Consider the following 22,303-nt stretch of genomic DNA (forward strand, 5'->3'; position numbering starts at 1 on the left):
TACCGCACACGATTTCTGTCGCCAGGGTTGAATCCTTGGGGAGTCGTGGCCGGCGAACCGATGCGCCAGGTAACGACTCGTTCCCATCATTCGAACGAGGACGCCAACCATGTCAACGCAGTCGCCAGTCGCGGATAGTCAATCAATGGACCCGACTTCAGTCGCCAAAGCACTGTTCGCCGACCCTCCTACTTTGCTCGCAGTCGCGACACCGCTGGTTCAGGAGGTGTTGGACGAGCACTATGGTGCATTCGACTTGTCAGCCGAGCGGGTTCGTCTGGCGGTACCCTATTGGGTATTGGCCCAAGGCATCGACGGTGCCCCGGCCGGGCATAATTACTATAGCCTCAGTGAGGTCATACTTGAGCGTTTTGCCCTACGGGCCCCCGTTTGGGGGGCTTCCAGGAGCTTGCGTGGGGATGCCCACAATCTGCTTTGGCGCGACCCGCCACCGGTGGCGCGAAAGCCCCTGGCGATTGATCTCGACGGCCTGCTCAAGCGCCTGGACCAGGCGGCTGCGCGGTCACTGCTGGAGAATCTGAAGCAGCAACTCATCGAGTACTGGAATCAATCGCCACAAGGGCACGGGCCAAGTCGGTGGGCGCGGCTCGCGGTAGCGATCGGGCGCTTGCTCGTGGCCGGGCAGACGCCAGGCCGGCGAGGGCTTCCCGACCTGAGCCGCCTGCCATTTTACATGGGGCATTCGCCCACGGATGCCAACGGCGAAAGCCGCCCCCTGGATATTCGTGCCTTCGAGACACGGGTCTTCAGCGTGGATGCCCAGGGACGGCGCTACCCGGAGTTGTTCCCGGTAATCGACTTCCTGCGGTATGACGAGAATTTACAGCCATTGGCCTATCCACTGTATTTTCAGCCGGCCGAAGGTGGCCTGCGTCCGGGCAAGCTGGACACTGCCGAGCTGGTTGCGATGCTGATCGGTAACCGGACGGTCGGGCGTAGCCTGGAAATCAGGCAGTCGCTGGTCTGGCGCTGGAACGAGCCCGCCGAGGTGATCGGCGACAGCCTGACCAAAGGCTTGCTGGAATATCAACTACAGGCATTGAGCGCACTGCCTGCGGGGGACTTGCAGAGCAGAAGCCATCTTCAGCGCTGGGTGGACGACATCACCGATCCGGGTCGTTGGTTCGCCCTGCCCGCGAGGTCCTACGATGCCGGGCGTTTCCAGGTGCTCAGACAGGAGCGCTGCGGCCCGGCTGCGCTTGGAGTGACCAGTGCATCGCTGCCGGGCTGGTTGTTGGATGCCTCCATTGCCGATCGTGCAAGCTACAGTCAGTTGCTCGCTGGACTGGCGCGCCAGCAGTGTGAGTCCGCCGGCCGGTACTTCCTCGAAGACATCGGCACCCTCAACGAGTTTGCCGCTCGGCGATTGCAGGAGCTGATGCACGAGGACCATCCGGCCGTCGCCATCGATCCGAATACGGTCAGACTCAATATCGACAAGCTCGATTATTCCGCCACCCAGACCCTCGACCCGCAGCAGGCACAGGTGACGGTCGCGGTCGACATGAGCTTGGTGGAACTGGCGTTGGCTAACCTGGGCGGCATGCGCCATACCGGCATGCGTATTCGCATCGAAGCACGCGGGTTGGCGCAGCCCGTGCCTGACTGGATGACCCCGGATTACCTGCGTGGCCTGGTGACGCGGGCCGATATCGGCCAAGCCTACCCGGACCTGCTCAAGGCGAAGTTGATCAGCGACGTCGACGAGGCCAAGCGCCAGGAAGCCCTGTTCGCCGCGCAGTGGCGGGCTCGCTTGCCTCTACAGGCCATGGAATTGAAGATCAGGGGCGAATTGGGGTTTAGCCTCGACGGCTTTCGTTACGTGCAGGCCGTGGTTCAACCGGCAGGTCCCGGCCGGTGGGTCGATGGTGCGGAAACCGTCCTGCGGCCCCTGGCATTCAAGGCCAAGGCCGACTGGCAGGCTGACCGGGTACAGGCGATGTTTCTCATCGGCCCACGGGATATGAGCCGTGGGCCGTTGATTCTGTACCGCCCGTTATTCCTGCAACAACCGTTGCGCCAATTCGAAACCAGCCAAGCGTTGCTCGCCGCGATCCGCGAGCCTGGCGATTTACAGCGCAGTGTCTTGACCTGGATGAGCGAAACGGCACGTCCGCGTTATGATCATAATGGTTTCGAGGCACCGCATATCCAGCAGTTTCTGGGCGGTGACGAGTTTGCCCCGCCACCGCCCAAGCCCGCTCCCGCGACCCTTGCGGTAGACACCGTCGAGGGGGAGTACCTGTCGGCAATCTTCATTTCCATGGTCAAGGCCCAGGTCGAGCAGGCCGACCGCCAGTCGGTGTCCAATGCCGAGCAGCGCTGGGCGGACTGGAAGGCAGGCGCCTGGCAAGTGCTGTTGAGCATCACTCAACTGCCGTTTGCCGGGCTCCTGCCGTATATAGGGCGCCTAGTAGAAGTGCTCGCCTGGCTGGTGACTCTGGAGATCGGTCATGACGATCTGCGGGCGCTGGACAGCGACAATCGGCTGGAACGGTCGGCGGGGGCGGCGGACCTGTTGTTCAATCTCGCGGCCCTGCTACTGCACTATCGCGCCACGGCTTCCGCGAGCGACATTGAGGTCCCGCCGTTGCGCCCGTTGGAACCGCCCTCCGTGGCGGTGTTGCCCGCGCCAACCATCGCCCGCGTGCCCGACCTGCCCCGTGCCGAACTGAGTGCGTGGTCCCTGTCGGGTTGGCCCGTTCCGGAGGCGCTGATGAAGCGCGTTCGCCCTTATCGTCTGCGGGCGTTCGATCAGCCGGTATCGGCACTGGCCCAACTGGGGCGGGTGGCGGACTCGGGAGTGGCGCGGGGGTTGGTCCATATCGAGGACGCCGGCAAGGGCAAATGGTGCGCATTGATCCTCGGTGATCTTTACGAGGTGGCCTGGGAAGCCGAGGCGGATGGCGTCAGAATCGTCGACGCTCACGGTAATGCCGGTCCCTGGGTGCGTAGCGATGAGCAAGGACGCTGGAGCCTGGATATGCGTTTGCGCGGAGGCAGCCCGCCTAAGCGGGCCCCGGCTGGCGGCTCGCAAACTGTCATCGAGGAGCGTGCGGAACTGGTGGAACTCAATCGGCAGACCAAGTTGAGCGAACCGTTGGCCAAAAGGAGTGTTGCGCGTTGGAAGCTGGCGACTCAAGGCGAGACGGCCAAGCGGGTGACCTATGAGCGACGCACCGAACTGCTCGGCGAGATGACCACCTTGCTGGAGGCCAATTTGCAGAACTATGGCCGACAACTGGAGTTGAGCCTGAGGCTGATGGCCGATCACCGGCTGACCAAGGTGGTACGGCCCTTTCAGATCAATGCCCTGGAAAGTGGGGTGGTTGAGCTGCAGACCTTGCTCCATGCCCACCAGACCTGGTTGATGGAAAGATTTGAGCAGCCACACTCGGTCATTTCCCATCAACCTGAAGAGCAACTGGACCCCGTGTCGATACAGGCCGAATGGGAGCGCGATGCCGCCGCCACGGACAAATCGCTCGGCTGGGCCTTGCAGCAACGGGATTGGCTCAATCAATTGAGGCAGATACGCGACGGTCGCGAAAATTACCAGAAAGTGATTGCCACCGTCGGCTGGGGCTCTATCGAGGTGGAAGTCCGTGCCTGCAAGATTGCGCAGTTGAAGAACCGCTTTGCCCTGGGCGAAATGTCGCCCGAGGTGCTCGGCCAGGAGATGTTCGACGCGATCTGGGATCAGTTCGAGCGCTTGCATGTGTCTTATTACTCTTCTCTCGATGCCATGGTGGAGGGCAATCTATCGTCCGGCGAGCGTGTCGAGCTGCTGGAGTCGGTGGTCGAACAATCCGCCGATCTGCGGGAAAAGTTCGAATTCTATTTGGCGACGCTGGTCAGTCGTGGTCTGCCCACGGAGAAACTGGATCGGGTGATCGCATCGCTGACGGCGATTGCACAGGACACCGGAGAGGATCTGCGTCGGTTGCTGGGTATCGATGACTGGGAGCTGCCGCCCGAGCCGGTTGCCGGCCCATCGACCGCAAAGAGCCGCAGAAAAGTCATCCGCACGCGCCACCAGCAGTTGTTGTCCGGTGAGGTCAAGGCGCCGACCTCGGCGGATGGCGAGGAGACCGTGGAGGTCAGCGATGCCTATGGGCGGGTGATCGAGACCTTCCGGCAAAATACCACCGATGGGCTCTGGGAAGCGGTCGTCGCTCCGGCAGTACCCGGCAAGCCGGTGCTGGTCAAACCTCGGGTCGGCTTGGAAACGCGAGTGTCCAGCGCGCGCCAGTTGCTCAACGACGAATCCTCGGCGATCGAGCGGGTCATGAAGCAGGCCGTGCGTTCCAATGCGCCCCGGGCTCAGGAGGACATCCTGCGTCTGCAAGCCGAGGCGATGGAACAGCAGGCCAGCGAGATCGACAAGCTCCTGGCCGTGGCGCAAACACCTCCGCGCAACCCGGATCGGGTCAGAAATGCCCAGGCGGTGGTGCGCCAGTTGCGCGAGGCCGCACCGCGGTTGCTGGCGGCCGGGCAACGCGCCCGTATCGCCGCGATCAAGGCTAACCCACCGGAAATGCCGCGTATCGACTACCTGCTGGGGTTGGGCGAGGTGAGCGTTCGTAAGGAGGGTGCGCGGACCCTGCTTGGCAAGCATGACTTCCTGCAGGAGTATGCGCTGCTCGATAAGGACGATAAGCCGCTGTGGTACGCGCACTTTCACTACGCGAGTGTGAAGGCACTGGACACGGCCTTCGAGGCCGCCCATCTGAAAACTGCCGAGCAGCGTAAGCTCGGCGGCAAGTATCAGTCACTGGAGCAGGAGAGGGCCTTCAAGAAGATCCAGACGGGGCAGGGCGGCAGTGCCAGCCTGGCGTTGCAGATCTATCGCAGTCGAATCGATCTGGCCGAGGCGCAACAGCATTTTTTCCCGGCTGATCGCCTCGGCTGACGCGATACTCCACTACCGCCCGAGAGTTGGCGGGGTCTTGTCAACTGGCCGCTTTCCCTCTTTTAAAGGATTGCGGCCCCATGACCTCGCTGGAGACTTCACTGCAACAGTACCGCAACACTGCCCGCGCCTTGTTCGCCGCGCGACCGACGTTGTCGTCGGTGGTGCAATCGCTGGTTCAGGCGGCATTGGACCAGCATGTTCCCAACCTGCGGGTCCAGGGGCAGCGGATCCTGGCTGACACCCTCTGGCTAGGGGAGCGGCAGTTGGACTCCAGCTACCGCTATAGCGCGTTGTCCGAGGTGTTGTTGCGGCGCTTCAACGAGGGCTGGAGCCCGCGCTATGACGGTCCCGGTTTGCTGTTGGTGAGCCGGACACCCGGCTCGTCGGCGGATGTTCCCGTTGCTGCGGTAGACCTGCAGCGGCTGGGCGCGACGATCAATAGTTGGGGCGATGCCTTGCTCGAAGTGTTCAAGACACGACTGGTCACGTTCTGGAATGAGCCGGTGCCCGAATGGGCGGGCAAGGTGCCAGGATCGGACGCCTGGGTGCCCGGTTGGGATCGGCACTCGCCGCAGATTCCCAGCCGTTGCGCGGCGCTGTCGAACCTGTTGTTTGTGTCAATGTACGGTGCCGGACGCCTGCCCAATAGCCAGGCGTTCCAGGCTAACCAGTTGCTACCCAAAGCGCTGGTCAGCGAAGACCAGCCGACACGCGACAGTTTGCTGGGCAAGCAAGCCCTGGTTGCCTATCTGCTCTATGCCAGGGGACGGCGAGAACCATTCGGTGTCACGCCGGTCGCGGTGGTTTTCGCCCGCCAGTTGTCGACGCAAACCTTTGCCTATTTCCTGCTGCGCCCAGGTCAGGATGTGCAACGCCTGGGGCACATCGATGAGCTTTGGACGCTATTGCGTGGCCAACTGGCGGATCCCGGTCGGCTGGAGCTGATCCCTTCACAATTGAATGTTTTCGACAACCTGGCCGGCGCCTTGCTGGAAAATCAGTTGCAGTCGCTGGAACGGCTGCCGCGTGGCGTGAGTGACGGCGCTGGCCAGTCCTGGCTGGCGCGCATCGAGCATGTCACCGATCCGCAATACTGGTTCGTCATGCCTGAGCCCGCGCCACTCACTCGTCTGCAAAGGCGGGTGCGCGAGGCCGCGCCGCTGTGGTTGTTGAACGCGGCGGATAGCGACCGGCGCGACTATGCCGGGCTGCTGTCGACCCTGGTCACGGCGCTGGGCAAGTCGTCATCGCACACTCTTTTCGACGACATCAGTTCGTTGTCGGGCTTCAGCCGCCAGGCGCTCAGGGAGGCCATGGTGCGACGGCATCCGCAGATGCCCGAGATCCGCATGCAGGATATCCAGCTCAGGCTGGAGAAATATCGGCGCAAGCCGATGCTGCCGGATGTGCTGGGCGAGTTCGAGGAAGTCCAGCTAACGCTGCCCGAACTGGCCCTGGAAAATCTCGACGATTTTCGTTTCGGCGCCACCCGGATGCATATCCGGCTCGCGGATGATAGCCCGCCGCCGGACTGGATGACGGCCGACTATCTGGTGGAACTGGTCAACGCCGTGGATATTGGTGCTCGTTACCCGGCTTACTTGCGCCAGCGGCTATTGGCCGATAACCGTTATGCGCTGGTGCGCCAGCAGCGCTTTTTTCGGCAGATTCGTGCCCAGTTGCCCCTGACGGCACTGGAACTCAAGCTCCGTGGCGAGCAGGGAGTCACCGAGCGGGGCTACCGATGGGTCAAGGCGATATTGGCGTTCGATGCCCATGAACGCGAGGTCGACGGTTTGCCGATCGTGCTCCGGCCCCTGGCCTTTCGGGCCAGTCCCGAGGCGAGCCCGGACAAAGTGACAGGGATGTTTCTTATCGAACCCAGGGACTTTGCCCAGGGGCCGCATGTGCTGTACCGGCCACTGTTCGATCCGCCCCTGAGCGAATATGCCAGCCGGTCGGCGCTGCTGGCGGCGATCGCAAAGCCCGGAGCCTTGCAGGACAGTGTGCTGGCTTGGCTCGCTAGCCACAGAGTCGCCGTGTATGCCAACGGCGGTTTCCGCCAACCTCATATCGGCGCGCTATTGCCAGGCGATGAAGCCGCGCCGTTGCCGGCACTACCGGCCCCGGCCACCTTGGGCTGCGAGGAAGTGACCGAGGGCTATATCCATCATCTGTTTCATGCCTGCATCAATGCCGTCATTCAACAGGCCGATATACAGTTGTTATCGAATGCGGAAAAACGCTGGGCGCGCTTGAAGGACAGCGGCTGGCAACTGTTCAGTTCATGGCTGATGTTCGCCAGCGGTCCCTTGACCCAGGCCGGCTGGCTGATTCTGCTCTACCGAGGGGTTCGCCAGGATCTGCCGGGGTTGTTGGGCGACGACGAGGAAGCCCGGGCCCAGGCCTGGGCCGATATGCTGAGCAACCTGGCGGCACTGCTGTTACACGAGGTGATAGCGGGCGGGCGTGAAGCACCGCCGGAGCGGGCGGATAAGCGGGTGCTGCTGGTGACTGAGGGCGAGGTGCGGCTGGAGCGGATCACCTCGCCTTTGACCGCCGATGATTGGCCCCAGATGCCTTTCGACCTGTCCTGGTCGAATCCGCGTCGTGCCCTGTCGGCGGCCTCGCGTCTAGCGTTGGAAAAGTTCAGCGTCAAGGTCTTCGAGACGCCTGTGCGGCTGGAGAGTCTCGGTGCGGTCTCTGCAAGTGGTCCGAATAAGGGCCTGGTGCATCTTGGCGATGCTCGGGACAAGGGTTGGCACGTACTGATCGAGAACGTTCTGTATCGGGTGGCATGGAGCGACGACGGTCCCCGTGTGGTCGATGCCATGGGAGCTCCAGGACCGTTTCTGGACCGGGACGGACAAGATCGCTGGCGCCTGGACCTGCGCTTGCGCCTGCGTGGAGGCAGCGGTCGCGAAACCGTGCAGGCGCGCCTGCAACGCAAACTGCGCGACCGCGCCACCGCGTTGCATGGGCAAATCAGCCAAGCGTCGGCACGTATCGGTAGTCTGATCGGCGAAGCTGAAACGCTGCGCAAGCGCCTGGAAACCATGAGCGAGGGCAAGACCGCGAAAAACTTCAGCGATCGCCAACGCAGTGACAAACGCCGCGAATACCTGGGCAAGCTGGAGGATTTGCAGGTGGTCCTCGAAGAGAAAGTCGGCCTTGTCAAAGAACTCAATGACAATCGCCAGGTGGTGCCCAAGCCGCAGATGCTGGTGGCGGCCTTGGCGGACAGCGTGCGCAATTGCCGGACGTTGTTGAACGTATCCCTGACGGTGGGCCGCGAAGGCAGCCTGAGTGCTCAAGAGATCGGCGAAATGATTGCCGGCAACACCGATGCCCGCTATGCCCAGGTCGTTGCCAACCTGAAGAACAATGTCGAGATCACCGACAAGCAGATCCTCTGGAGTACCAAGGAATACGCCGCGCTCGATGAGTTGCGAGCGATTCCCGAAGGGGGGGCGGCGCAAGCCGATGCCCTGCAACAGGCAGTGATAGAGCCGTTTACACCGCTGGACTGGCAGGCAGTGCAACTACCGACCCTACTGGCTTTGACCCTGGACGAGTTGCCCTTGCAGATCACCTTGCAACTGGATGATCAGATATTCGCGGCCATCAAGCACAGTGCCGAGCAGACCCGATACGTAACCAACACTATCAATCGCCTGAGTGCCGAGGATCCGCGCCAGGACCGGATTGACGCCTTGCTGACGGCAATCGGTCGCTACGACGAGACCCGCGACCTGCTCGATTACCTCAAGACGCTGATGCCGGGCCAGCGTCTGCTTGAATATGCCCGCCGCTTATCCGAGCTGTTGGCGCAGCTGCGCGACGGTGCGTTGAGCAGTCTTTCCGGGTTATGGGACGAGGCCGAACCGGTTGAACCCGAACCCGCGCCCAGACCTGGTCCGGCGGTTGGTGGCAGGCGGAAGAAGTTTATCCGCACGCGCAATCGCGAGGTTTATGTTGGCCGGATACGCGAACGCACGCCCGAGCAGGAGGATGAAATCGTCGAGATCACCGATCCCAACGGCGCACTGGTGTCGGCCTTCAAGGAGAACAAGGAGCATGCCGGAGATACTTTTTGGGAGGAGGTCAAGCCCAAGCCGGCGCCCGCCCCAGCGAGCCGGCGTAACGTTGGCCTATCCCGACTGGTGACTCAGGCGCAAGCTGAACTCGATGGCGTCAAGGCCTTGATTCTCCAAGTCACCGCGTTGACCGGCACGTCCAAGGATCCCCGCGATCTGCAAGGTATCCTGGAACTCAAAGGGCAGACACTCAATACCCTGGCGAACGACATCCAACAGGTACTCAATGACGGCAGTGGGGCATCCGCGTCGGTGAAAACCGCCCAGGCACTCAAGGACTCCCTGCGCCAGGAAGCCACTCGCCTGGTTGCCGAAGGGCGTAAGGCGCGTATCGCCGCGATCAAGAGCAATGCGCCGCGGCTGGCACGTTTGCAGTATTTGCAAGAACAGGACCAGGTGGATATTCACCGCGCCGGCGGGCGACAGGCGCAGCGCCAGGGCGGCTTTCTGCAAGAGTATGTGATCAGTAATAAGGACGGCAGCCCCCTGTGGTATGCGCATTTTCATTATCCGGCGGCCACCACGGTCGATACGGAGTTTGTCAGCGCGCATCTGAAGACCCTCGCGCAACGTTACCTGGGTCGCAAGGCCCAGGCCACGGCTCGCCAGCAGGCGGCGGCGAAGATCGAGGCCGGGCAGGGTGGCCGAGCGCAATTGACACTGGATATCCACCGTGCCCGGATTCTCGATAAGGGCATGGCCCAGGCGTTGTTTTTCGATACCGACGAACCGGACAGGGCCGGCTGAAAAAAGTGGCTCGGTGTTCAATGCCTGTCAGTGAGGAACGATCTTAGGCCCGCTCGCCACATTGGTCGCAACTTTCGGCTCCCGGTCGAGGTCAGTGTTTCAAATGGTGCGACAGACTGGCTTTTGCGCCGCACAGGGGGGCCAACAAAGGTGCTGAGCCAGTGTGGCGAGCCCGTGCTCAAACGCACGTTGGCTTAACTGACAGATAGTAGCATCGGCGCTGGGTGTCGGCGTTTCAGCCGCTATCGAGACAGACATCCGCGTGTGGCTGGGCTAAGGTGTGTCAGAGTTTTTCATCGATATCGGGAGTACCCTGCATGCAACTTGGAATCATCGGACTGGGCCGCATGGGCGGCAATATTGCGCGGCGCCTGATGCTTGATGGCCATCAGACTGTGGTGTATGACCGCAATAGCGACTTTGTCGCCAACCTGGTCAAAGAAGGCGCCCGAGGTGTCGCCGACCTGCCGGCATTGGTGGCCGGCTTGGATAAACCCCGGGCAATCTGGGTGATGTTGCCGGCCGGTGCGCCGACCGAGGACACCATTGGCGAGTTGAGCACACTACTCGACACCGGCGATGTGATCATCGACGGCGGCAATACCTTCTACAAGGACGACATCCGTCGCGGTCAGGAGCTGGCGCAACAGGGTATCGACTATATCGATGTCGGCACCTCCGGCGGAGTCTGGGGCCTGGAGCGCGGCTACTGCATGATGATCGGCGGTGACGCCAAGGTGGTCGAACGCCTCGATCCGCTGTTCGCCACCCTGGCCCCCGGGGTCGGCAGCATTGCCCGCACCCGCGACCGGGTCAGCGCCGACGATCGCGCCGAGCGCGGCTATATCCATGCCGGGCCGCCGGGTTCCGGGCACTTCGTCAAGATGATCCACAACGGCATCGAGTACGGGATGATGCAGGCTTTCGCCGAAGGCTTCGATATCCTCAAGACCAAGAACTCGCCGAGCTTGCCCGAAGACCAGCGTTTCGACCTGAATCTGGCGGATATCGCTGAGGTCTGGCGGCGCGGTAGCGTGGTGTCCTCATGGTTGCTGGACCTCACCGCCGACGCCCTGGCCAGCGACCCGCAACTTGAGGGCTACAGCGGAGCGGTGGCCGACAGCGGCGAAGGGCGCTGGACTATCGAGGCGGCCATGGAGCAGGCGGTGCCGGTGCCGGTACTGGCCAACTCGCTGTTTGCCCGCTTCCGCTCCCGTCAGCAAAGCACCTACGGCGACAAACTGCTGTCGGCGATGCGCTTCGGCTTCGGCGGCCATGTGGAGACACCGAAAAAATGACTGCCATCCGTAGCAAACGCAAAGCCGAACCGGCGCCGCCGACCACGTTGTTTCTCTTCGGCGCCCATGGCGACCTGGTCAAACGCCTGCTGATGCCGGCGCTGTATAACCTCAGTCGCGATGGTCTGGTGGGCGATAACCTGCACATCGTCGGCGTCGATCACAACGCCATCAGCGATGCCGACTTCGCCCGGAAGCTGGAAGATTTCAGCCGTGCCGAGGTCGCCGCCAAGAGCAAAAAAAGCCCGGAGGAGGCGCTGGACGCGGCGCTCTGGAGCAAACTGGCGAAGAACATCAGCTACGTCCAGGGCGACTTTCTCGACGATTCGACCTACGCGGCGCTGGCCGACAAAATTGCCGCCAACGGCACCGGCAATGCAGTGTTCTATCTTGCCACCGCCCCGCGCTTTTTCGGTGAAGTGGCGCGACGCCTGGGCGCGGCGGGCCTGCTTGAGGAAACCCCCGAGGCGTTTCGCCGGGTGGTGATCGAAAAACCCTTCGGTTGCGACCTGGCCACCGCCGAGACACTCAACGCCTGTCTGCTCAAGGTGATGAGCGAGAAGCAGATCTATCGCATCGACCATTACCTGGGCAAGGAAACCGTACAGAACATCTTGGTCAGCCGCTTCTCCAACGGCCTGTTCGAGGCGTTCTGGAACAACCATTACATCGACCATGTGCAGATCACCGCCGCCGAAACCGTCGGTGTCGAAACCCGTGGCAGTTTCTACGAGCATACCGGCGCGCTGCGTGACATGGTGCCCAATCACCTGTTCCAGTTGCTGGCGATGGTGGCGATGGAACCGCCAGCGGCGTTCGGTGCCGACGCGGTGCGCGGAGAAAAGGCCAAGGTGATTGGCGCGATCCGTCCCTGGAGTATCGAAGAGGCACGGGCCAACTCGGTGCGTGGCCAGTACCAGGCGGGTGAACTGGGCGGTAAGTCCCTGCCCGGTTACCGTGAGGAAGACCATGTGGCACCGGACAGCAACACCGAAACCTATGTGGCCCTCAAGGTGATGATCGACAACTGGCGCTGGGTCGGCGTGCCGTTCTACCTGCGCACCGGCAAGCGCATGAGCGTGCGCGATACGGAAATCGCCATCTGCTTCAAGCCGGCGCCGTATGCGCAGTTCCGCGACACCGAGGTCGAGCGCCTGCAACCGACCTACCTGAAGATCCAGATTCAGCCCAACGAAGGCATGTGGTTCGACCTGCTGGCCAAGCGTCCGGGGCCGGCGCTGGACATGGCCAATGTCGAGCTGGGTTTCGCCTACAAGGATTTCTTCGAGGTGCAACCTTCCACTGGCTACGAAACGCTGATCTACGATTGTCTGACTGGCGACCAGACGCTGTTCCAGCGCGCCGACAATATCGAGAACGGCTGGCGGGCCGTGCAACCGTTCCTCGATGCCTGGCGCGAGGACAATCAGGTGCAGGGCTACAAGGCTGGCGAAAACGGTCCCGAAGCAGGCAACGAGTTATTGGCCCGTGATGGCCGTGTCTGGCATAGCCTTGGATGAGTGGCACGGCGCGGTATCCGATCCGGCTGGTGCTCAGCGATATGGACGGGACCCTGTTGCGTCCCGATCACAGCCTCAGTCGGCGTACCGTCGAGGCGGTGCGGGCTTTGCGGGCGGCGGGGGTGTTCTTCAGCCTCGCCACCGGGCGTCCACCGCGAGCGATGCGCGAGCAGATCGAGGCCCTGGGCGTCGACCTGCCGGTGGCGGCGTTCAATGGCGGCACGTTAATGCACCCCGATGGCCGCTATCTAGTCACCCACTACGTGCCACGGGACGCGGCGATTTGCACCCTGGAGCTGCTCTCCCGACATGAGGACGTCGAGGTCTGGGTATTTGCCGACAACCAGTGGCTGCTGCGTAATCCCCACGGCCCCCTGGTGCCTCGGGAACAGCATGCGCTGGGTTATCCGCCGACGGTGGTGGAGGATTTCGGTCCGTACCTGGAGCGTATCGACAAGATCGTCGGCGCCAGCGGCAATGCACAGTTGCTGATCGACCTGGAGGCGCTGTTGCAGCCGTTGGTAGCGGATCAGGCGCTGGCCAGTCGTTCGCAGCGGGCCTACCTGGATATCACCGCGAGGCAGGCCAACAAGGGCGAGGCGCTTGTGACGCTGGCGAAGTGGCTCGGCGTGCCACTGGAACAGACGGCGGCCATCGGCGATGGCGGCAACGACCCGGCGATGTTTCACCGGGCCGGGCTGGCGATTGCCATGGGCCAGGCCGAAGAGGCGATCAAGCGCCAGGCGGATGCAGTGACCGGCAGCAATACCGAGGACGGCGCGGCGCGGGCCATCGAGGAGCTGATCCTGGCTCGGCGCTAGTGGCCTTGAGGGCGCCAAAGACGGCCATCCCCTCAAAGCCAATGACTCACCGCATACCAACCCAATAGTCCCATCACCACCGTATAGGGCAAGGCCATCCACACCATCCGCCCATACGAGAGGCGAATCAATGGCGCAATCGCCGACGTCAGCAGGAACAGGAACGCTGCCTGGCCATTGGGTGTCGCCACGCTCGGTAGGTTGGTGCCGGTGTTGATCGCGATCGCCAGGGTTTCGAAGTGCTCGCGGCTCATCTGGCCGCTGGCGAACGCTTGTTTTACCTCGGTGATGTAGATCGTGGCGACGAACACATTATCGCTGATGGCCGACAACAGACCGTTGGCAATAAACAGCATGCCCGGCTGCTGGTCGGCGGGCAGACCCAGTACCCAGTGAATCAGCGGCACGAACAGTTGTTGATCGTGGATCACTGCCACCACCGCAAAAAACACCACCAGTAAGGCAGTGAACGGCATCGCGTCCTTGAAGGCGCTGCCTAGCCGGTGTTCGTCGGTGATGCCGGTAAAGGCGGTGATCAGCACGATCACCAGCAAGCCGATCAGGCCCACCTCGGCGACATGCAGGGCCAGCCCGGCAATCAGGATCAATGCCGCCAGCCCCTGCACGATCAGCGCGGCGCACTGGCGCGGGGTACGCTCGGCGTCGTCTTCACGGGCATAGGCGGCCAGGACGGCGCGCACGTTGTCCGGCAGCAAGGCACCGTAGCCGAACCAGCGCAGTTTCTCCAGCAATACGCAGGTCACCAGGCCCGCCGCCAGGACCGGTAACGCAACCGGCGCGACTTTCTGGAAGAACTCGCTGAAATGCCAACCCATTTCATGGCCGATCAACAGGTTCTGCGGCTCGCCCACCAGGGTGCAGACACCGCCCAGCGCTGTGCCTACCGCGCCATGCATCAGTAGGCTGCGCAGGAAGGCGCGGAACTGTTCGAGGTCGGCGTGGTGCAGGCTCGGCAACTGATGATCGCTGCTGAAGTCGCTGTCCTGGCGCGGGTCATTGCCCGAGGCCACGCGGTGATAGACCGAATAGAAACCCACGGCGGCGCTGATGATCACTGCGGTGACGGTCAGCGCATCGAGAAAGGCCGAGAGAAACGCCGAGAGAAAACAGAACAGCAGCCCCAGCAGCGCCTTGGCATGCACGCGCAACAACAGACGGGAAAACAGGAACAGCAACAGGTCTTTCATAAAGTAAATGCCGGCCACCATGAACATCAGCAGCAGGATTACCGGGAAGTTGTGCAACAGCTCGTCGTACACCGTTTCGGGGCTGGTCATGCGCAGCAGCAGAGCCTCGACCAACAACAGCCCACCGGGCATCAGCGGGTAGCATTTGAGGGCCATGGCTAGGGTGAAGATAAATTCCACCACCAGCAGCCAACCGGCGGCGACCGGGCCGACGCGCCACAGCACCAAGGCATTGAGGATCAGGAAGGCCAGGATGCTGGCCTTATACCAGCGAGGGGAGTGCCCGAGGAAGTTGTGGGCGAAGGCTGAACTCAGCGATGACATCGGCAGCTCCTTGTTTGTAAGAGTGCGCGCAAGGTGACGTAAGAAATCATGAAGATCAAGGCGTAGGTCCGCTTTTTGGCCTATCCGCTTGCTGAAGCCTGGTGCGACCCCTTGCTATAGTTCCAGCCTTCCCAATACCCTGCCAAGGATGCTCGTTATGTCCGAATACCAAGCCTTTCGTGTCGACCTGGCCGACCATATCGCCCACGTGCAGATCAATCGCCCGGAAAAGATCAACGCGATGAACGCGGTGTTCTGGAGCGAAATCGTCGAGATCTTCCGCTGGATCGACGACACCGACGCCGTGCGGGTGGTGGTCCTGAGTGGTGCGGGCGAGCACTTTTCCTCAGGCATCGACCTAACGCTACTCGCCGCGCTTGGCAATGAGTTGAGCCAGGATGTCGGTCGCAACGCCCGTTTGTTGCGGCGTAAGATCCTGCAGTTGCAGGCGTGCTTCAATGCCGTGGATAAATGCCGCAAGCCGGTACTGGCGGCGATTCAGGGGTATTGCCTGGGCGGTGCCATCGATCTGATCGCCGCTTGCGACATGCGTTATTGCGCCGAGGATGTGCGGTTTTCGATCAAGGAAGTGGATATCGGCATGGCCGCCGATGTCGGCACTTTGCAGCGTCTGCCGCGTATCATCGGCGACGGTATGTTGCGTGAGCTGGCCTACACAGGACGTCAATTCGGCGCCGACGAAGCCCTGCGTATCGGGCTGGTCAATCGTGTCTATCCCGATCACGACGCCTTGTTCGCTGGCGTGTTGGGGATCGCGCGCGAAATTGCCGGTAAATCGCCGATCGCCGTAAGTGGCACCAAGGAAATGCTCGGCTACATGCGTGACCACCGTATCGACGACGGTCTGGAATACGTTGCCACTTGGAACGCCGCCATGTTGCAATCGACGGACTTACGTGTGGCCATCGCGGCCCACATGAGCAAGCAGAAACCTGAATTTCAGGACTGAGGGCCGTTTCCCGGTCCCTAAGGAACCACAATGACTCAAGGTTGGACAACCGCAGTACTGGATATCGAACAACCCGGTGGCTGGGCCGTAGCCCGAGGCCCAGAGGGTTTTTTGCTGGATGACAACGGCGTGCTATTTTCCCGCGATTGGCTCAAACGTCAGCCATTGCCGGTACTCTGCGAGCATGGGATCGGTCATCACGACGGTGAGCCGGTGTACCTGTTGGAGCTCAGATCCACGGCCGATGTGCCGGGTTGCCGCTGGCAGGGCTTGCGCCGATTCATGCTCGAAGGTGATTTTACCACGTACAGCATGCTCGGCTATGCCGCCCAGATCGGCACCTGGGCCCGTGAGCACCGTTTCTGTGGAAGCTGTGGGCAGCCGGCGACGCAGGTGCCGGGGGAGCGTGCGATGTATTGCCAGCCTTGCGATCTGCGGGCCTATCCGCGAATTTCACCGAGCATGATCGTGTTGATCACCCGTGGCGACGAGGTACTCCTGGCCCGCTCGCCGCGTTTCGTCAGCGGGATGTACAGCACTCTGGCTGGTTTCGCCGAACCCGGTGAGTCGGTGGAGGAGTGCCTGATCCGTGAGGTGCGCGAGGAAGTACAGGTCGAGGTCAGCAATATTCAGTACGTTGGTAGCCAGTGCTGGCCGTTCCCGCATTCGATGATGCTCGGTTTCCATGCCGAATATGCCGCTGGCGATATTGTGCCCCAGGCTGACGAGATCGAGGACGCCCAGTGGTTCAATATCCACAACCTGCCACCGCTACCGGCCTCGCGCTCGATTGCCCGCCACCTGATCGACCTGTATGTGGCGCGCCGTCTAGGTCATGCTGAACCAGTGCTGCCAAGCTAGGCGCACGGTCAGACCGAGGACCACGGTGATGAACACCGGGCGAATGAATTTCGCCCCGCCGCTGATGGCGGTGCGGGCGCCGAAGAAGGCCCCGATCATCACCGAGACACCCATGCTCAGGCCGATGAGCCAATCCACCTGGCCGGAAAAGATGAACACCGACAGGGCTGCGATATTGCTGACGAAGTTCATGCTGCGGGCCACGCCGCTGGCCTTCACCAGGTCGATGGGGTAGAGCAGCAGGCTGCTGACGGTCCAGAAGGCGCCGGTACCGGGACCGGCCACACCGTCGTAGAAACCCAGGCTGAAACCCTGAGGCAATTGCCACTTTCTTTTGATCGGCGCATCGCTGTCCAGCGGCGCCTTGGGCGTGCCGCCGAACAGCAGGTATAGGCCGCAACCGAAGACAATCACCGGGAGCATCTTGTTCAGCCATTCGGCCGGGAGGAAATGCGCAGTCACCGCGCCGATCAGCGCGCCCGCGAGGGTGCCAAAGATCGCCAGTTTCCACTGGCGTGGATGGAACAGCTTGCGCCGGTAGAAGGTGAAGCTGGCGGTGGCCGAACCGAAGGTCGAGCTGAGTTTGTTGGTGCCCAACACCAGGTGCGGCGGCAGGCCGGCGGTGAGTAGCGCTGGGGTGGTCAACAGGCCGCCGCCGCCGGCGATGGCGTCGATGAATCCGGCGATAAAGGCAACGACGGCGAGAATGGCGAGGGTGGTCAGGTCTACGCTGAGATCGAAAGGCATGGAGTCCGCTTAGGTCGGCAGGGTACGCGGCAGGGTGGCGCGCAAAGGTCGCCATCTTACTCATTAGCGAATGTTGCCGCGACCTTATCGGATTCTATGATTGATAAGGGGTTTATATATTTTTTAAATGAATATATTTCAATTTTTGTAATTCTTTAAGGAATATTAGGCGCAATTTCCAAGGAGCGGTAAAAGCAATCGATAGCGACTATCGAGCAGGGTGATTTCTGCTTCGACGGGGTGCCGGGTAGCCTGTATCCATTGCCTTACACCAGGTTTTCGGGAGTTGCGTCATGAGACATTCACCTGCGGTTTTACTGCTCCTGCTGCTGTCGGTGTTGGCCGGTTGCGCCAGTCATCCCTCTCCCGAATTGCGTCCCTACAGCGCGCAAGAAAGTAAGCAACTGGCACTGGAAGCGCTGAATCGGCGCGGGCTATCCTTCGATGAATATCAGCAAAAGAAAGCCGAATTGCTCGGACAGCCATCCAAGGTCTATGGCTTCGATGAGCAACGTGAAATCAGCGCCGACCGTGGCAGTCACCGGTATACCCATCAGAGCTGAACGTGCGAATTGCGGCGATTCAGTTTTTTGCCAACTGTGCAAAGTCCCTCAAGTGCTTATAGGGTAGCTATCTGACTGGCGTTTTCGCCCAGATAGTTGCCATGACTGCCGTGCCCCCTACAACATTAGCGTACCGGCGTTCGGCCTGAGCGTCGGATGCGGGTGTGCCATTGCTCATCTCCTTGGGATAACCATCCGCCTGGACGGTTGCCTCGTGGTGGTGACTGATCCATTATCGACACCGGATAACAATTAAATACGTGATTAGCAGGAGACATGATGAGCACGCCGACCTTGAGTCAGGGAACCGTACCCCAGCGCCTGGCGCGTACCCGCGAGCTGATGAGCCGCGAGGGCGTCTACGCTTTGCTGGTGCCATCAGCCGATCCGCACCTGTCGGAATACCTGCCCGCCTACTGGCAGGGCAGGCAATGGCTATCGGGATTTCATGGCTCGGTCGGTACCTTGATCGTCACGGCGAAGTTTGCCGGGGTCTGGGCTGACAGCCGCTATTGGGAGCAGGCAACCAAGGAGCTGACCGGCAGTGGCATCGAACTGGTCAAGTTGCAACCGGGGCAATCCGGACCGCTGGAGTGGCTGGCCGAGCAAACGCCGGAAGGTGGCGTGGTGGCAGTCGATGGAGCGGTGATGGCGCTGGCCTCGGCGCGTACTTTGGCAGACAAGCTGCAAAGCCGCGGTGCCCGCCTGCGTACCGACATCGATCTGTTACGGCAAGTCTGGGAAGACCGCCCGGTATTACCGAACCAACCGATCTATCAGCACCTGCCACCACAGGCGACTGTCAGTCGCGGTGAGAAACTGGTGCAGTTGCGCGAGGAACTGAAGAGTCGCGGCGCCGACTGGCATTTCATCGCAACGCTGGACGATATCGCCTGGTTGTTCAATCTGCGTGGCGCCGATGTGTCGTTCAACCCGGTGTTCCTCTCCTTCGCCCTGATCAGCCAGGACCAGGCCAGCCTGTTTGTCGCCCTCGATAAGGTCAGTGCCGAATTGCTGCAGATTCTGGAGCAGGATGGCGTGACCCTGCGTGACTACAGCGAGATGGCCGCAGCCCTGGCGAACGTGCCGGCTGGTTCGAGCCTGTTGGTGGATCCCGCCCGTGTCACCTGCGGCTTGCTGGACCATCTCGGTGCTGAGGTCAGACTGGTGGAAGGCCTGAACCCGACCACCCTGGCGAAATCGCGCAAGAGCCTGGAGGATGCGGTACATATCCGCCAGGCCATGGAGCAAGACGGTGCAGCCCTCTGTGAGTTCTTCGCCTGGCTGGAAACGGCGCTGGGACGTGAGCGGATCACCGAGCTGACCATCGACGAACAACTGACGGCTGCCAGGGCCCGCCGCCCTGGCTATGTGTCCCTGAGCTTCAACACCATTGCCGCGTTCAATGCCAATGGCGCGATGCCGCACTATCACGCTACCGAGCAGGAGCACGCGGTGATCGAAGGCGACGGGCTGTTGCTGATCGACTCCGGAGGCCAATACCTGGGCGGCACCACCGATATCACTCGGATGGTTCCGGTGGGCACACCGACCGCCGAGCAGAAGCGTGACTGCACGCGGGTGCTCAAGGGGGTAATTGCCTTGTCCCGCGCGCAATTCCCCCGTGGCATCCTGTCGCCGCTACTCGATGCCATCGCCCGCGCACCGATCTGGGCGGAGAGTGTCGACTATGGCCATGGTACCGGCCACGGTGTGGGTTACTTCCTCAATGTCCATGAAGGTCCGCAAGTGATCGCCTACCAGGCGGTCGCGGCCCCGCAGACGGCGATGCAGCCAGGTATGATCACCTCGATCGAGCCTGGCACCTACCGCCCCGGTCGCTGGGGCGTGCGTATCGAGAACCTGGCGATGAACCGCGAAGCGGGCAAGAGCGAGTTCGGCGAATTCCTGCGCTTCGAAACCCTGACCCTGTGCCCGATCGACACTCGCTGCCTGGAGCCATCGTTGCTGAGCCTGGAGGAGCGCGGGTGGTTAAACGACTATCATGCCCAAGTGCGTGAGCGCTTGAGCCCGTTGTTGAACGGTGCCGCATTGGACTGGTTGAATACCCGCACTGCGCCGATCTGATCGCTGACCGCGTCGTTGCCAGGGCGCGGTTTTCAGGTTTTTGTCGGGGGATGCGACAAAACTGGCCAGCGCATTGAGTCTATCCACAAGCCAGATCGCAGGGGCGTTCCTAACGCTTGCACATGATGATCATGCTGCGACTGGTATAGCCCGCGGGGTTCAGGCCGAAAGGGTAGTCGCCGGGGTCTTCGACGGCATCACCGGACTTGGCGATGACCTTGTAGCCATTTTCGCCGCAGGATTCGGTGGCTTTGGTGTAGCATTTTTCCCAGGAGGACGTCAGTCCCGAGCAGTTGATATGTACGCCTCGCTTGCCATGTTTTATTGGCTTGGAAGTGGCGCTACAGCCAGCGACGGCGAGTACTGCCAAGACGATCAAAAAGAGCTTCATTCCTGTCCTTAATCTCCAGCCCACGGATCAACGTGTCCGAGTTTGGCTTTTTTTTCGTGCCCGCTGCTGTCTTCCATGAATGCCTCGTCCGAAATTATCAAGGCTGGCATTGAGTTAGATGTAAACATGTCTTATTTGCGCGAGAAATACCAGAGCCGCGTCACCTGTTGTATCAATCGGCGGCCATGGCAGGCTTGGGTTCGTTGCGCATGGTCAGGGTTGCGCCGAAGCAAGCGCAGATAATACAGGCGATAGCCAGCCATTGCGCCAGGGATAGGTACTCGCTCAGGAACAGCAATCCCGAGAGGGCGCCGAAGGCCGGTTCGATGCTCATCAAGGTACCGAAGGTGCGCGCAGGGATTCGCGTCATCGCGACCATTTCAAGGCTGTAGGGCAGGGCAGTGGAGAGGACGGCGACGCCAAGGGCGACCGGGATAAGCGAGGGCGTCAGCAGTGCCGCACCGGCATGGACGATGCCGAACGGGGCCACGACGAAGGCGGCGATCATCACGCCCCAGGCAGCGGTCTGGATACCGTTGTCCGCACCGGCTTTCTGTCCGAACAGAATGTACAGGGCCCAGCAGGCACCCGCACCCAGCGCATAGAGTGTACCGACCAGGTCAATGCTGGCGCTGGTGTTTCCCGTTGGAATCAATAGCAGCAGGCCGCCAATCGCCAGACCGATCCATAAATAGTCGATGGCTCGGTGTGAGGCCAGGATCGCCACAACCAGTGGCCCGGTGAACTCCAGGGCGACCGCGATGCCCAGGGGCACACTGCGAAGAGCCATATAGAAAAGCAGGTTCATGCCACCCAGGGCGATGCCGTAGATGATCACGGTACGCAGGGACCTGGCGGTGAACGTTGCCCGCCAGGGGCGCAGTATCAGCAGCATGATGACGCTGGCAAAGATCAGGCGCAGGGTAGTGGTGCCCTGGGCCCCGACAAGGGGGAACATGCTCTTGGCCAGGGAGGCACCGGATTGAATGGAAGCCATTGCGATAAGCAGCAGGCCGACGGGAAAGAGTGCCGTGGCCAGTCTGCGAGACTGCTGAGTCATGGGGTAGTGTCATCCAGAGCGGGCAATAAGTCATATGAAGAGGGGCTGTCAGCCTATGATGCTTAACAATGAATGATTGAGCAATATATTGCCCAATTTGGATGCCTTCTCGTCTATCAGAAGTGCCTGCGATAGAAAATTTGAATCAATGCTTGACGGCGAATTCCATGGGCCTATAATTCGCCCCACTTCCGACGCGGTCGAAACGAAAAATTCCTTTTCATTCAGTGAGTTAAGTAGATTTAGGTCGATGCGGTCTTCAGTTCGTCGAAACCCGGAAGCGCTGTAGAAGAGGTGTTGACAGCAGCGTGTAACGCTGTAGAATTCGCCTCCCGCTGCCGACAGGTCGACAGCGCAAGTGGTTGAAGCTGAAGCGTTTTTTGAACGAAAAGCGTTGAAAACTTCTCAAATAATCACTTGACAGTAACTGGCGCTGCTGTAGAATGCGCGCCTCGGTTCAGCGAACAGCTCAACCCACCGCTCTTTAACAACTGAATCAAGCAATTCGTGTGGGTGCTTGTGGAGTCAGACTGAATAGTCACTAGATTATCAGCATCACAAGTTACTCCGCGAGAAATCAAAGATGTAACCAACGATTGCTGAGCCAAGTTTAGGGTTTTCTCAAAACCCAAAGATGTTTGAACTGAAGAGTTTGATCATGGCTCAGATTGA

At 61.1% G+C, this 22,303-nt stretch carries 13 protein-coding genes; 9 read left to right on the plus strand and 4 right to left on the minus strand.

Annotated features, from left to right (window positions below; genetic code table 11):
• Positions 1–145: 145 nt before the first annotated feature.
• The 5 genes from BMX68_RS16410 (at position 146) to BMX68_RS16430 (ending at position 13,419) form a co-directional block, all read left to right on the plus strand.
• Positions 146–4,933: a hypothetical protein gene (locus BMX68_RS16410; protein WP_017132041.1), complete on the plus strand. Its 4,788-nt coding sequence runs from the start codon at positions 146–148 to the stop codon at positions 4,931–4,933.
• An 80-nt stretch (positions 4,934–5,013) separates the two neighbouring features.
• The gene (locus BMX68_RS16415; RefSeq protein ID WP_017132040.1) at positions 5,014–9,780 is read left to right on the plus strand and encodes a dermonecrotic toxin domain-containing protein; all 4,767 of its coding nucleotides are present in this window, start codon (positions 5,014–5,016) and stop codon (positions 9,778–9,780) included.
• Between the two features lie 317 nt (positions 9,781–10,097).
• Entirely contained in the window at positions 10,098–11,078 is a 981-nt protein-coding gene (gene gnd, locus BMX68_RS16420; protein WP_017132039.1) for a phosphogluconate dehydrogenase (NAD(+)-dependent, decarboxylating), read from the plus strand.
• On the plus strand, positions 11,075–12,598 hold the full coding sequence (zwf, locus tag BMX68_RS16425) for a glucose-6-phosphate dehydrogenase (RefSeq protein WP_017132038.1): 1,524 nt from the start codon (positions 11,075–11,077) through the stop codon (positions 12,596–12,598). Before gnd ends, zwf begins: the two co-directional genes overlap by 4 nt.
• Positions 12,595–13,419 carry a Cof-type HAD-IIB family hydrolase gene (locus BMX68_RS16430; protein WP_017132037.1) on the plus strand — a complete coding sequence of 275 codons (825 nt, stop codon included), beginning with the start codon at positions 12,595–12,597 and terminating at the stop codon, positions 13,417–13,419. The genes zwf and BMX68_RS16430 overlap by 4 nt, the downstream gene beginning before the upstream one ends.
• 32 nt (positions 13,420–13,451) lie before the next feature.
• Here BMX68_RS16430 and nhaB read toward each other — a convergent pair whose 3' ends face one another.
• On the minus strand, positions 13,452–14,951 hold the full coding sequence (gene nhaB, locus BMX68_RS16435) for a sodium/proton antiporter NhaB (protein ID WP_017132036.1): 1,500 nt from the start codon (positions 14,949–14,951) through the stop codon (positions 13,452–13,454).
• A gap of 157 nt (positions 14,952–15,108) precedes the next feature.
• Between nhaB and BMX68_RS16440 the strand changes: the two genes are divergently transcribed.
• Both BMX68_RS16440 and nudC read left to right on the plus strand, forming a co-directional pair.
• Entirely contained in the window at positions 15,109–15,921 is an 813-nt protein-coding gene (locus BMX68_RS16440) for a crotonase/enoyl-CoA hydratase family protein (protein WP_017132035.1), read from the plus strand.
• A 30-nt stretch (positions 15,922–15,951) separates the two neighbouring features.
• Complete coding sequence (gene nudC / locus BMX68_RS16445) at positions 15,952–16,782, plus strand: NAD(+) diphosphatase (RefSeq protein WP_017132034.1); 831 nt, start codon at positions 15,952–15,954, stop codon at positions 16,780–16,782.
• On the opposite strand, the gene BMX68_RS16450 is transcribed toward nudC, so the two are convergent.
• Entirely contained in the window at positions 16,750–17,529 is a 780-nt protein-coding gene (locus BMX68_RS16450) for a TSUP family transporter (protein ID WP_074862377.1), read from the minus strand. The two genes, nudC and BMX68_RS16450, sit on opposite strands and share 33 nt — an antisense overlap.
• Before the next feature lie 293 nt (positions 17,530–17,822).
• Between BMX68_RS16450 and BMX68_RS16455 the strand changes: the two genes are divergently transcribed.
• Positions 17,823–18,092: a hypothetical protein gene (locus BMX68_RS16455; RefSeq protein ID WP_017132032.1), complete on the plus strand. Its 270-nt coding sequence runs from the start codon at positions 17,823–17,825 to the stop codon at positions 18,090–18,092.
• 279 nt (positions 18,093–18,371) lie between these two features.
• Entirely contained in the window at positions 18,372–20,180 is a 1,809-nt protein-coding gene (locus tag BMX68_RS16460; protein ID WP_017132031.1) for an aminopeptidase P family protein, read from the plus strand.
• A gap of 109 nt (positions 20,181–20,289) precedes the next feature.
• Here the strand turns inward: BMX68_RS16460 and BMX68_RS16465 are convergent, their stop codons facing one another.
• Both BMX68_RS16465 and rhtA read right to left on the minus strand, forming a co-directional pair.
• Positions 20,290–20,571, minus strand: coding sequence for a hypothetical protein (locus BMX68_RS16465; protein WP_017132030.1), 282 nt, complete (start codon positions 20,569–20,571; stop codon positions 20,290–20,292).
• 172 nt (positions 20,572–20,743) lie between these two features.
• Entirely contained in the window at positions 20,744–21,631 is an 888-nt protein-coding gene (rhtA, locus tag BMX68_RS16470) for a threonine/homoserine exporter RhtA (RefSeq protein ID WP_017132029.1), read from the minus strand.
• Positions 21,632–22,303: the final 672 nt, after the last annotated feature.

Source organism: Pseudomonas agarici (assembly GCF_900109755.1).
Classification (GTDB): domain Bacteria; phylum Pseudomonadota; class Gammaproteobacteria; order Pseudomonadales; family Pseudomonadaceae; genus Aquipseudomonas; species Aquipseudomonas agarici.